The 13,434-nt window shown below is 60.4% G+C and carries 8 protein-coding genes and 1 pseudogene; 5 read left to right on the top strand and 4 right to left on the bottom strand.

Annotated features, from left to right (window positions below; translation table 11 throughout):
* Positions 1-3 precede the first annotated feature (3 nt).
* The 4 genes from AFERRID_RS14130 (at position 4) to pepN (ending at position 8,100) form a co-directional block, all read left to right on the top strand.
* A complete protein-coding gene (locus AFERRID_RS14130; protein ID WP_126605552.1) occupies positions 4-1,422 on the top strand; it encodes a Y-family DNA polymerase in 1,419 nt (472 codons plus the stop codon).
* Entirely contained in the window at positions 1,400-4,462 is a 3,063-nt protein-coding gene (locus AFERRID_RS14135; RefSeq protein WP_126605553.1) for an error-prone DNA polymerase, read from the top strand. The genes AFERRID_RS14130 and AFERRID_RS14135 overlap by 23 nt, the downstream gene beginning before the upstream one ends.
* A 156-nt stretch (positions 4,463-4,618) precedes the next feature.
* Positions 4,619-5,470 carry a thiol:disulfide interchange protein DsbG gene (dsbG, locus tag AFERRID_RS14140; protein WP_113525647.1) on the top strand — a complete coding sequence of 284 codons (852 nt, stop codon included), beginning with the start codon at positions 4,619-4,621 and terminating at the stop codon, positions 5,468-5,470.
* On the top strand, positions 5,467-8,100 hold the full coding sequence (gene pepN, locus AFERRID_RS14145; RefSeq protein ID WP_126605554.1) for an aminopeptidase N: 2,634 nt from the start codon (positions 5,467-5,469) through the stop codon (positions 8,098-8,100). The genes dsbG and pepN overlap by 4 nt, the downstream gene beginning before the upstream one ends.
* 41 nt (positions 8,101-8,141) lie before the next feature.
* On the opposite strand, the gene AFERRID_RS14150 is transcribed toward pepN, so the two are convergent.
* The 4 genes and pseudogenes from AFERRID_RS14150 to folD form a co-directional block, all read right to left on the bottom strand.
* Positions 8,142-9,611, bottom strand: a complete 1,470-nt coding sequence (locus AFERRID_RS14150) for a CYTH and CHAD domain-containing protein (RefSeq protein ID WP_126605555.1) — start codon at positions 9,609-9,611, stop codon at positions 8,142-8,144.
* A complete protein-coding gene (locus AFERRID_RS14155; protein WP_225982020.1) occupies positions 9,595-10,224 on the bottom strand; it encodes a ParA family protein in 630 nt (209 codons plus the stop codon). The genes AFERRID_RS14150 and AFERRID_RS14155 overlap by 17 nt, the downstream gene beginning before the upstream one ends.
* Positions 10,225-10,245: 21 nt before the next feature.
* Positions 10,246-12,351: a polyphosphate kinase 1 gene (gene ppk1, locus AFERRID_RS14160; protein WP_113525643.1), complete on the bottom strand. Its 2,106-nt coding sequence runs from the start codon at positions 12,349-12,351 to the stop codon at positions 10,246-10,248.
* Positions 12,344-13,194, bottom strand: a pseudogene (gene folD, locus AFERRID_RS14165) (bifunctional methylenetetrahydrofolate dehydrogenase/methenyltetrahydrofolate cyclohydrolase FolD). The gene ppk1 and the pseudogene folD overlap by 8 nt, the downstream one beginning before the upstream one ends.
* Between folD and AFERRID_RS15820 the strand changes: the two are divergent.
* Positions 13,123-13,278: a hypothetical protein gene (locus tag AFERRID_RS15820; protein WP_232028034.1), complete on the top strand. Its 156-nt coding sequence runs from the start codon at positions 13,123-13,125 to the stop codon at positions 13,276-13,278. The pseudogene folD and the gene AFERRID_RS15820 sit on opposite strands and share 72 nt — an antisense overlap.
* The last annotated feature ends 156 nt before the right edge of the window (positions 13,279-13,434 follow it).

Raw genomic sequence — 13,434 nt, forward strand, 5'->3', positions numbered from 1 at the left:
CCAATGTACTGGCTGGCGATACAGTTTCCGCGTTTGGGCGTGGAGCTTCGGGAACGGGTGCAGGCAGAAGCGGCCGCGCTGGCGCTGGTGGACGCGCAGGGCAGTGCTGGAACCTTGTTGCAGGTCAACGCGACAGCGTTTCAGGCGGGACTACGAACGGGCATGACGACGGCGCGGGCTTTGGCTATGCTCCCGGAACTGCAACTCTGTACTCGCGACCCGGCTGCCGAAGTGCAGGCGCTCAGCCACTGGGCCAGGCTGCTTTATAGTCTGGCACCACGGGTAGTGCTGCTGGAGGAGATGTCCCCCGCCCTGGCGGTGGATATCTCCGGTAACACCCGCCTGCAGCAGGACGACACATTGTTGCAGGTCGTGGCGGCATGGGCTGCTGCGACGCGACTGAGTGTGCATGCCGGGGTGGCTCCGACACCCCTGGGTGCCGCCTTACTGGCGCAATGGCAAGGAACCAGTTCCGGTCCTGGCTCCAGCTTTTGCCCAGGGGCCGTCGACTGGGCGCTGCTCTGGCCGCGAATCCCCATAACTCTGCTGCCTTGTGCCGCCACCACCCGTGCGGCCCTGCTGGCCTTGGGGGTTCGTCATTGCGCCCAGCTTCAGGCCCTGGACCGTGCCGATCTGGTCAGGCGCCTTGGTCCCGAATCCTTGCATGTGCTGGATCGTCTGAGCGGTAGGATAGATGATCCGCGTCCCGCATTGTCTTTCCCGATGAATCCGGAAGTTTCCATCCCGCTGTACAGTGAAATCCGCCACTGGGAAGGCCTGCGCTTTGCCCTGCACCGTGCTTTACAGGATCTTCAGCTTCTTCTCCGGACGCAGGCGCAGGCCAGCCGCTCCTGGCTGCTGCAGTTGCAGGGTCGTGAGCGGCAATGGTCTTCCACGCTGGAGGTACGCGATCCTTCCACGAAGGTGGAAACATTGTTGACGCTCTGGCAATGGCGGTTACAACAACAGCCTCTGGATTTTGCCGTGCATACCCTGCACCTGCAGGCACTGGCGCCGCATCACTGGTCCGGGCGTCAGGCCACCTGGTGGCAGGACGAGGCGGAGGAGGCGCGCTGGCAGTTGGTGGAGCAATTGCGTCAGCGTCTGGGTGACGTTGCGGTATATGCCGTCGCCGGGGTGGCGGATCATCGCCCGGATTATGCCTGGCAGAGGGTACCGCCGGGAGCTGGGCAGGGAGAGGCCAATGCCGCTCGTCCCCTCTGGTTGCTGGCGCAGGCACTGCCGCTCCATGCCCCACCGCTCCTTCCGCCGGCGCAGGTAGAACGTATCGAAGGCGGCTGGTGGGATGGCCGCGATCAGAGCCGGGATTACTTCCGCTGGCGACATCCTGGCGGGGCTCTGTGCTGGGTGTATCGGGACCGGCGTCAGGGGCGTTTCTATGTGCAGGGCTATTTTGCCTGAGTATGCCGAGCTTCACTGTCTCAGCGCACTGAGTTTTTTACGGGGTGCCAGTGCCGTGGAAGACCTGCTGGACCGTGCCCAGGCTCTGGGATACCGCGCCCTCGCCATTACCGAGGAGTGTTCCCTGGGCAGCGCGGCGCGAGCCCACAGCCATGCCCACAATATCGGTTTTCCGCTGATACTGGGCAGTGAAATCGCCCTGACCGATGGTCCGCGCATCGTCCTGCTGGTGCAGGAGCGTGACGGTTATGTCGCGCTATCCCGCTTCATCACCCGCGCCCGGGGACGAGCGGAAAAAGGCAGGTATCAGGCCCTGCTGGCGGACTTGCAAGGACTTGCGGGTTGTCTGGCCATCATTCTACCCGATTCACAAAGCCTACGCTTTGATGCTGCCGACGCCATCGCCGTAAGGGATTGTCTTGGCGCCGAAAATGTCTGGCTTGGCGCGGAGCTCCTGCGTGGCTGCGACGACGCGGCGCAACTTCGGGAGGTGTTGGAGCAGGGCAGGGCGTTGAAGATTCCTTGTCTGGCTTGCGGGGATGTCCACATGGACCGGCGCAGCCGTCGTTTTTTGCAGGATGTGCTCACTGCCATCCGCCTGCGGCGTCCGCTGGCGGATCTGGGCTGGGCACTGGCCCGTAATGGCGAGCGCCACCTGCGCCCGCGCCCCGTACTGGCGGAACTCTATCCTCCGGAGCTGCTGGCCGAAACCCTGCGGGTGGCAGAGCGCTGTCAATTTTCTCTAGATAGTCTCGTTTATCGCTACCCCGATGGAGCCTGTCCCGCAGGCCAGCAGCGGAATGATTATCTCGCCGAACTGGCCAGGCAAGGCCTGCAACGGCGTTATCCCCAAGGTGTCGCCACGGTGGTAACCACGCAACTGGAGGCGGAACTGGCACTGGTGCGGGAACTGGATTACGCCGGCTATTTCCTGACCGTCCACGATATCGTCCGATTCGCCAAGGGGCGCGGTATCCTCTGCCAGGGCCGGGGCTCGGCGGCCAATTCAGTCATTTGCTATGCCCTCGGCATTACGGAAGTAGACCCTAACCGAATGCAACTGCTTTTCGCGCGATTCATTTCTCGCGATCGCCGGGAGCCGCCGGATATTGACGTGGATTTCGAGCATGAGCGCCGCGAAGAAGTCATTCAGTACGTGTTTCAGCATTACGGGCGGGACCACGCCGCACTGACCGCTACCATCATCCATTATCGGCCGCGCAGTGCCATGCGCGATGCCGCCCGTGCCCTTGGTTTTGCGCCGGCCGAGATTCAGCGCCTCACCCAGGGCCTGGCCTGGTGGGATGGCCGCCAGATTCGCCCGGAGCGTTTGCAGGAGCAGGGCTTCGACCCCACCAGCCCGACCATCCAACGCCTGATCACCGTAGTCAATGCACTGGTCGGTTTCCCGCGTCATCTCTCCCAGCATGTCGGTGGCATGGTGCTTTCTGCGACCCCCCTCGATGCCCTGGTTCCCATCGAACCCGCCGCCATGGCGGAGCGCACGGTGATTCAGTGGGACAAGGACGATCTCGACGTCCTTGGTATTCTCAAGGTCGATATACTCGCGCTGGGGATGCTGAGCGTGTTGCGCCGTGCCCTCGATGATCTGGGCATGACCCTCGCCGACATCCCTGCCGAAGACTCCACCACCTACGCCATGCTCCAGCGAGGTGAGAGCTTGGGCGTCTTTCAGGTGGAGTCGCGGGCGCAGATGGGCATGTTGCCGCGCCTCAAACCCCGTTGTTTTTACGACCTGGTGATCGAAGTGGCCATCATCCGCCCAGGTCCCATTCAAGGGGATATGGTGCATCCCTATCTGCGTCGCCGCCAGGGGCTGGAGCCGGTGCGCTATCCTGGACCGGAAGTCAAAAAGGTGCTGGAACGGACCCTGGGTGTGCCGATTTTTCAGGAGCAGGTGATGCAGATTGCCATCGATGCCGCCGGTTTCAGTGGTGACGAGGCGGATGGTCTGCGCCGGGCCATGGCCGCCTGGCGGCGCAAGGGGCATCTCGGCCCTTACACCGACCGCCTCATCCGCGGTCTCCGTCTGCGTGGCTATTCCGAAGCATTCGCCCAGCGCCTTTGCCAGCAGATTCAGGGCTTCGCCGAATATGGTTTTCCCGAATCCCATGCCGCCAGTTTCGCCCTGCTGGTTTATGCCTCCGCCTGGATCAAGTGCCACCATCCGGCCATATTCACTGCCGCGCTACTGAATAGTCAGCCCATGGGTTTTTATGCCCCCGCCCAGATCGTGCAGGAGGCCTACCGCTGTGGCGTTGAGGTATTGTCCGTGGACATCTGCCATAGTGACTGGGATTGTAAAGTACAGGATAGGGTGCTGCGTCTGGGGCTTTGCCTGATCAAGGGCCTGTCACCCAAAGAGGCGGAAAGGCTTCTGCACTGGCGGGCGCAGGGCGGTGCGCTGCACAGCGAGGCGCTTCGCCACGGCCTTGGTCTGTCCGCTGCCGCACTGCACCAACTGGCATATGCAGGGGCTCTATCCAGCCTGCACGGGGACCGACATCAGGCCCTGTGGGCGGTGCAGGGCAGTCTGCCCCTGCCCACCGCATTGCCCATGCCGGTGGTACCGGAGCAGGCTCCCGCCCTTCCTGCCGAAACGCCCGCTGCCGCCTGTATTGCCGATTATCAGCAACTGGGCCTGAGCCTTGGTCCCCATCCCCTGCATTTTCTGCGCAAGCGGATCGCCCAAAGTGGCTATCGCCGTATCGCCGAGGTGCGCATGCAGCACCACGGCCGCCCGGATCGTCTCGCCGGTCTGGTCACCCACCGGCAGCGTCCCGGTACAGCTCATGGTACGGTATTCCTGACACTGGAAGATGAGTCCGGCATGATCAATGTCATCGTCTGGCCGCAAAGGGTCGAAGGCTGGCGCCGGGCACTGCTGCAGGGCCGCCTGCTGGGTATCGGCGGTCGGCTGGAGCGTCAGGGCGCCAGTCTTCATTTTATCGCCGACGCCATGGAGGATCTCAGCCCCTGGCTGGGTACACTGAGTACACGCTCCCGGGATTTTCATTAGTCCCGCTACCGAGGAAGTCCCTGCCCAGACAGCGGGCTCCTCTGGTCCGTCCCGCCTTACCTGGATGGGGCCGTCTGGCTTTTACCACGGCCACAGGTTTAGAATCAAAGCGCATCTTCGTTACCTCTCGCAAAAACATAAGGACCGTATTCACTCATGGAGAAAAAATCCATCGCGTTGGCCGTAGGCCTTTTCATTATCGGGGGACTCACCGGCGCCGTCGTGGAACGTTTTGCGGTAATGCCCGGCACAGGATCGGGAGTCAGTCTCGGCACAGCGGCTAGCTTGCTGGAATCCGTGACCCATGGAGAAGCCAAGGCCGAGAAGGTGTTTCCCGGTCCCGGCGGATTGACCGGAATCGAGGTGACTTTGCAGGGCCATCCAACGGTCGCCTTTGCCACTGCGGATGGCCGATACCTGATTGCCGGTCCGGTCCTGAACAAGCAGGGTGAGGATGAAGCGCACACGGCGATGGTAAAACTTGGCCTGATTCCCAAACCGGCGAGCGCAGGGACTTTGGCAGCGAAGGCGGTTGGTGCCGATAGCTTTGTGCTGGGTACAGGCGGACCGGAAATCACTGCTTTCGTCGATCCAAACTGCATTTTCTGCCACAAGTTTTATGAAGAGGCCAAACCGCTGATCGAGGCCGGCAAACTCAGGGTGCGTTATGTGGTGGTGGCTTTTCTCAAGCCGAACAGCATGCCGAAGGCCGCAGCCATTCTTGGTGCCGCAGACCCCGCTGCCGCCATGGCGAAGAACGAAAAGGGCTTTGATACGGTGACGGAAGAGGGGGGGATTGCACCGGCGCAAAATCCTGCCGCCGCCACCCTCAGTGCGGTAGAAAACAATACCAAGCTACTGAGCGAAAGTGGTGAAATGGCTACCCCCACCCTGATTTACTGTAATTCAAAGGGTGAGCCGACCCTGGTACACGGCTTGGGCAAAGAAAGCTTCATGGATTTTGCTGCGCATATCGGTAATCTGCAAAATGGGGTGTGCCAGAAGTGAATATCTCAGGATCGACAGCGGCGGTAATCCGGCGTGGAGACTACCAGGTTCCCAGCTATCAAGTTTCTGAAATCGCCTTGGATGTGCGCCTGGATCCAGACAATACCGAAGTACATACCCGCCTTCAGTTGCATCGCATCGCACCGGAGCCGGTCGCGGAATTGTATCTGGATGGCGAGTCCTTGGAACTGTTGGATATCCAGCGGGACGGCCAGGCGCTGGCAGAAAGCGCATATCGGCTGACCGAGGGTGGTTTGCTGTTGCTGAATCCCCCGGAAGCCTTCATTCTGGAAAGCAGGGTACGTATCCATCCTCGGGCCAACACCGCGCTTTCCGGTCTCTATCATGCGGGCGGGCAGTTCCTGACCCAATGCGAAGCGGAGGGATTCCGGCGTATTACCTATTACCTGGATCGCCCCGACTGCCTCGCCCGCTTCACGGTGACCCTGCACGCCCCGCAGGACGGTTGCCCGGTATTGCTTGCCAATGGCAACTGTATGGCCACGGGTGTTGAAGAGGGTGGCTGGCACTGGGCGCGCTGGGAAGACCCCTATCCCAAGCCGGCCTACCTCTTCGCCATGGTGGCCGGTGATCTGGCGGTCGTCCGCGACCGGTACCGTACCGCTTCCGGCCGGGAAGTAGCCCTGGAAATCTATGTGGCCGAACGCGATACCGGTGCCTGCGCCCAGGCCATGGACAGCCTCAAACACGCCATGCGCTGGGACGAAGAGGTTTATGGCCGGGAATACGACCTAAACCGCTATATGATCGTCGCTACCGACAGCTTCAATATGGGCGCGATGGAGAATAAAGGCCTCAATATTTTTAATGCCAAGTATGTGCTCGCTAGCCCGGAAACGGCTACGGACAGCGATTATCAGGGTATCGAGTCGGTTATCGCCCACGAATACTTCCACAACTGGACCGGCAATCGGGTGACCTTGCGCGACTGGTTCCAGCTCAGTCTCAAAGAAGGCCTGACGGTGTTTCGCGATCAGGAATTCAGCGCCGATCAAAATTCCCGCGGCGTCCAGCGCATCGGCGATGTACGCCGTCTGCGTGCCGCCCAGTTCCCGGAAGACGCAGGCCCGCTCGCCCATCCGGTGCGGCCCGATGCCTACTCCGAGATCAATAATTTCTACACCGCCACGGTCTATGAAAAAGGCGCCGAATTGGTGCGGATGATGCACACCCTGCTCGGCAAGGTGCCATTTCGGAAGGGTATGGATCTGTATTTCGAGCGTCACGACGGCCATGCGGTAACCATCGAGGACTTTATCGCCGCCATGGAAGACGCCAACCAGCGTGACCTCTCCGGGTTTCGGCGTTGGTATGGCCAGGCGGGAACACCCGTTTTGCGGGCCACCGGCAGCTACGATCCTGCCCGGCACAGCTATACCCTTACCCTGCATCAGGAAACCCCGGCAACCCCCGGTCAACCCGTTAAAGAGGCGGTGCCGATCCCGGTTCGTATGGCGCTGCTCAACACCCAAGGGCAACGTGTGCCTCTGGAGCTTGCCGGGGGTGCCTCCGAAACGGTATTGCTGCTGGAGCAATCGGAGCAGTCCTGGAACTTTGCGAACTTGCCGGGTCCGGTGATTCCTTCCCTTCTGCGCGGCTTTTCCGCCCCGGTGCGGCTGCAGGACCCACTGGATGACGACGCCCATGGTTTTCTGGCACGCCACGATGATGATCCCTTCAATCGCTGGGAAAGCATGCAGGACCTTGCTGTAAAGGCCTTGCTCGCCGCTGTGGCGGATTCGTCGGTCGCGCCGTTGCCCGTCACATTGCGGAACGCCGTTGCAGCGACGCTGGCGGACCGTCAGGTGGATCCTGCCTTCTGTGCCGAACTGTTGACGCTCCCCGGCGAGGATTATATTGGCGAACAGATGCCTGTAGTCGCCGTCGAGGCCATCCACCGTGCCCGGGAGGGGATGATGCGCGCCATCGGCAGCCATTTCGCAAAGGAATGGACCGATCTGTATCACGATCTTGCTGCCGCCTATCAGCGCGACGGTCTGTCCATCGGTCGCCGGCGTCTACGCAACCTCGCTCTGGGTTATCTCATCGCCGGTGAGGGCAGCAGGCGCGAAGGGACGATCCTGTACGCCCGTCAGCAATATATGCAGGCCGACAACATGACGGACCGGCTGGCGGCTTTCCAGTTGCTGGTGCAACATCAGCATCACGATGCCGAAGACGTCATCCTCGACTTTTACCAAAGGTGGCACGACTACCCGCTGGTGATCGACAAATGGTTTGCCATACAGGCGGCTGCGCCACATCCGAAAACCTTGCGGCAGGTGGAACATCTGCTGGTGCATCCAGCCTTTGACTGGCGGGTGCCCAATCGGGTGCGTGCGGTACTCGGCGCATTTGCCGCCAATCCCACGGTTTTCCATGCGGCGGATGGTTCCGGTTATACTTTTTTTGCCGAGCAGATCCGCCGTCTGGATGACATCAATCCGCAGACGGCGGCGCGCCTGGCGACACCCCTCAGTCGCTGGCAGCGCTACGATGCCCCGCGTCAGCAAGCGATGGTGGCAGCCTTGAAAATGTTGGCCGGTAAGCCTGGGCTTTCCCGCGATCTGGCAGAAGTCATACAGCGTTCTCATCCAGATAAAAAGTAGACAGCGGCGTCATGCAAAGAGCTTGAAGGGGTGTCGAAGCATCAGCTCCACGGCCGGGAGATACTCTCCAGCCGTTTCCAGTGCCGGGAGAATTTTTTGTGTTGCCGGACCTCCCGGGCATGGAGATAGCCCATCAGCATCCCCGCATGGAAGGCGAGCCCGTGCCTGCGGCTTGTAGCCAGTCCTGCAAGATGCTGTCCTGCCATATCTGCGTCATGCATTGCGCCGGAGATTTTTTGCAGAGCGGAGAGGGTCTTGAGCAGCGCCTTGCTATCTTTGCTGGGCCACATATCTCCTAGTGCGAGAATAACATAGCGCCAATTCTTGATGTGAATGCGCAGAGCATGAAACTCGATGGGGGTTTGGGCCGCAGCACCCGCCGCCGTCAATTTGCGGTCCTGACGCCGCAAATGCATTTCCGCGTAGTGCTGGAGGTCTTCGTCACTGTGCAACGCTGCACGCAGCAGTAGCGCCCAGAACTGCAGTATCGTAGCGGCGAGGTGACCCAGTCCGGCAGCGGTGGCCTCGGCCTCCGCGCTCAACCATGTGTACAGGGGCGCGGCCTCTGTGCCTGTCTCGGCAGCCAAAGTTGCCCAGTATGTGGCCAGGACTTCATGATCACGCCGTATACTTTGCTGGTGAAACCAGTCCGCCAATTCCTGACGGACACCCTCCAGACGCTTGTCGGTATCCAGCGTCCGGCAGAATCGCAGCAATGCGCGCAGGCTGCGGACGGCTTTGCGCAAGTGATGAAAGGTCTCCGGGCTGTTACCGGTCGCATGCTGCCTAGCTGCGGTGAGAGACTGCTGACATTGCTCGATCAACAGGCGGCTGAGTGCCTTTCCGGCATTTTCGTGTCGGCGTAGCGGTGCTGCTTTGTCCCCCAGTGCAACGGCATCGGCGGGTATCAGTCCGGCCAGACGCAACCCCCGGAACATCTTACTCTCCCCATCAGGCAGCAACGGCAGATGGGCGCATAGCTCCGCGCCCATCTCCAATATCGCAGCAGGCCCCCCGGTTGCCAACTCCAACTCCATTTCGAGAATCGGTTCGCATAGGCCGCTGGCAAGGATTTCTCCACGATCCAGGGCGACCACTATCTGGCTGCCATCGGCACAATCCACCCGGCTTTCCAGCCGCTCAAAACGGGTTTCGAGGATGGCCTGCAGAGCCAAATCCAGAAACGGTGCCAACAATGCCGCAGCGTCCGGGTCGGTAAACACCCGGAGGTCCGCTGCGGAGGAGGAAACGGTGACATTCCATTCGGGGCGCTGATGTAATCCGCCCATGGACTGTCCATCGGCCTTGAGGGTGGCGACCCACTCCTTACCTTCTCGACGCACCCGATACGCGAGTTTCGCGCGCCGTAAGGCGCCGTCCCGGCTGTCATAATAGACCGCATGCAGTTTCAGGGCGGGGGCTTCCCCCAGCGCGAGCAAAGGGAACTTGCAAATCTTTTCCCAGGTGACAGGGGAGGGGTCCAGTATTTGCAGTTTAAGCTCCTGTTCCATATTTCCCTTCCATCACGAAACGCAGAATCTGCGCCCATTGCGGCAGATCGGCCCGGGTTTCGGCGGCGCGCAGGTCTGCCACTCCCGCGCCCAGTTGTGCCGCTCGCACGTAAAGTTCGCTGTCGCGCAGGGTGGCCACTACCGGCAATTGCAAATCCGCAAGAAAGGTCTGCAAATGCTGTCCGCCCCTGGTACGCGCATTCACCCGGTTGGCGATCACGCCCATGCGCACTTTTCCCTTACGAAAGCGTTTTATTTCCTTTAGTTGTTCCAGGAAGACGCGGCTGGCGTCCATATCGAAGGAAGATGGTCCGATGGGCACCAGCAGTGCTTCCACCTCGCCCAGCATGTCTTCCAGACGCCCTTTCTTAAGGCCGGCAGGGGCGTCAAAGACCACGAAATCCGTGGGTGGATAATCGCGGAAATCCCGGTCTGCATCTGTAATGACGGACAGCTTGGGCAGGTGTTCCGATCGCCGCCCAGCCCAGGTACTGGACGAACGCTGTGGGTCCAGGTCGGCGAGGAGCACCGAACCACGCAGTGCCAGCAGGCTGGCGAGGTTGGTAGCGACGGTTGTTTTTCCGGCGCCTCCTTTACTGTTGAGCACCAGCACCCGGATCAATGCTCGCGCCTCTCACCCATAATGACTGCTCCTGTTGTAGTGTTCCAGCAGGCGGTCCTGTGCGGATTTACAGTTGGCATCCAGGGGATTGCGCAAAAAATCATAATCACCATCCGCACGCATCGCCCAAGCGTTACAATCGTCTTCCAAGTATAGCTGAAGGGTTTCCGTGAGTATGCGGGCGCGCAAGTCGGGGTCGGTAATGGGTACCGCGACTTCCAGACGGCGGAAAAGATTGCGCCCCATCCAGTCGGCACTTGATATCCAGAGGCGGGGATCCCCGTTGTTTCCGAAGTAATAGACGCGACTGTGTTCGAGGAAACGGCCGACAATGGAACGTACCCGGATATGATCGGAGACACCTGGTATGCCAGGGCGCAGGGCACAGGCGCCGCGCACCACCAGGTCGACTTCCACCCCGGCCTGGGAGGCCCGGTACAGGGCGCGAATCAGATCGGGGTCGACCAGCGCGTTCACCCGTACGATGATGCGGCCTTTGCTTCCATGCCGGATCTCCGTATCGATGGCTTCCTGTATTCCCTGGAACATCGTAAAAGGACTCTGCAGCAGACAGCGCAATTGCGGCGCCTTGCCCATGCCGGTGATATGCATGAACAGGTCATTCATATCCGCCGTGATATCAGGATTTGCGGTGAGCAGGCTGAGATCGGTGTAAATCCGCGCATTGCGGGGATGATAATTGCCCGTACCCAGGTGCCCGTAGAGGCGGATCCCGTCCTCCTCCCGGCGCAGGATGAGAATCATCTTGGCATGCACCTTGTGATTGACCACGCCGTATACCACTTGCACACCCACTTCTTCCAGACGCTCGGCCATCCGGATGTTATTGGCTTCGTCAAAGCGAGCCTTGAGTTCGACCACTGCCGTGACCTGTTTCCCGGCCATGGCCGCTTCTATCAACGCGTCGATGATCGGGGAGTCAGGGGTGGTGCGGTACAGCGTCTGCTTGATGCCGATGACTTTTGGATCGCTGACCGCCTGGCGGAGGAAATCCAGAACCGGGTTGAAGCTCTGGTAGGGGTGGTGCAGCAGGATGGGCGCCTCCCGCAGTTGCGCGAATATGTTCTCGGGGTGTGAACAAACCGGTGGCAGCCCCGGTACGAAGGGTGGATAAAGCAAGTCGGGACGGCGGACCATTTCAATGATGGCCGCCAGGCGTGACAGATTCACGGGACCCTGCAATGAATACAGGTTGCTCTCACTTAGTTCAAAATGTTTCAGAAGATATTCCACCACTTCCCGCGGACAGTTGTTAGCGACCTCCAGCCGTACTGCCTCGCCAAAGGGGCGTAGTGGTAATTCATCGGCCAGCGCGTCGAGGAGATTGTCCACCTCCTCCTCATCCACAAAGAGTTCACTGTTGCGCGTCACCCGAAACTGATAAAAACCCTGGATGGTCAGGCCCGGAAAGAGCGCCTGCACATGTTCGTGGATGACGGAGGAGAGAAACACGAAATCATTCGGACCCGCGAGATGTTCCGGAATCTGGATGATGCGGGGGAGAATGCGTGGCGCCTGTACGATGGCGATGGGGCTGTGTCGCCCGTAAGCATCCTGGCCTTCCAGAACGATAGCGAAATTCAGCCCTTTGTTCTGTACCTTGGGAAAGGGGTGGGCGGGGTCGAGACTCAGGGGAGTGAGTAGAGGTAGCACATCGGTTTGGAAATAATTGCCGATCCAGCGCTTCTGCGCCGCCCGCCATTCGCGGCGGCGCAGCAAGCGAATACCTTCTCTAGCCAAAGCGGGCAGCAGGCGCTGATTCAGGCATCGGTATTGTTCGGAAATGATTTCATGGGCCTTTTTCGCGACCGCCTCGATTTCACGATGGGGCCCAAGCATATCCGGCCCCAAGGGGCCGGCGCCGAATTTAAGCCGCTGCAACAGTCCGGCCATGCGCACTTCAAAAAATTCGTCCAGATTGATGGAAACGATGGTCAGGTAACGTAAACGTTCCAGCAGCGGTACGCGCTGGTCGTCGGCTAGAGCCAGCACCCGCTGGTTGAAAGCGAGGATGCTGAGGTCTCGGTTGAAGTACAGCTCAGGGCTGTCGAGAGGCGGCGCGGAACGGGCGTTTTCCGGCGCAGGCACCTCAGACATGCGGTGCCCCCATGCGATGCTCCGCAGCGATCAGGGTGTTCTGCAGAAGGGTGGCCACAGTCATGGGTCCGACCCCGCCGGGGACCGGGGTGATCCACGCTGCACGCTGCTCCGCGCCGGCAAAGTCCACGTCGCCGGTCACACGCCCATCCGGAAGACGGTTGATTCCTACGTCGATCACCACCGCGCCCTCACGAATCCACGCACCAGGGATCAATCCCGGTTTGCCGGCCGCCGCAACCAGCAGTTCGGCGCGCCTTACATGAGCCGCCAGGTCCCGGGTAAAGCGATGACAGACGGTCACCGTTGCGCCGGCGAGGAGGAGTTCCAACGCCATAGGGCGCCCGACGATGTTGGAGGCACCAACGATTACCGCCTCTTTTCCCTTGATATCGATGCCCGATTCCTGAAGGAGAGTCATGATGCCCGCAGGTGTGCAGGAGCGAAGCAATGGCGCGCGCAAGGCGAGACGGCCGATATTGTAAGGGTGGAAACCATCCACGTCTTTCTCCACCGCGATGGCTTCGATGATCTCTTCCGGGTCAAAAGGGGGGGAAGTGGCAGTTGCACCAGGATGCCGTCGACCGCGTCATTGGCATTCAGCTCCGCAATGTGGGCCAGAAGCTGTTGTGGATTAGTGTCTGCTGGCAAGTTGGCGGAGAATGAGGCAATTCCCACGGAAGCACAGGTCTCCCGTTTTTTCTGTACATAAATCCGGGAGGCCGGATCAGCGCCGACCAGCACTACCGCAAGGCCGGGGGAGCGCCCCCATTGGCGGAGAAAGGCATGGCTGCGAAGGGAAATATCGGCATGTATTTTTTTCGCGATGGCTTTGCCATCAATGCGTCGCGCAGTCACTTGGGCCTCTTTGGCGAGGTCTCGCTACTCAGGAAAAAATGCTCACCCATGAAAAAGTTACCTATGTGAAAAGCGGGCGCGTCAACCGGAGAGGTGGCGGCAAAACGGAGCATCCCCGGAAACGAGAGCTATGTTCGCCGGTTATTCTTCTGGCAGCCCCTTCTTTTGTCAAGCGAAAACGGGGCACTGAAGGGTACCCCGATCCATGATGTCCAACAAGATGAA

Origin of the sequence: Acidithiobacillus ferridurans, assembly GCF_003966655.1 — a bacterium.
GTDB lineage: Bacteria > Pseudomonadota > Gammaproteobacteria > Acidithiobacillales > Acidithiobacillaceae > Acidithiobacillus > Acidithiobacillus ferridurans.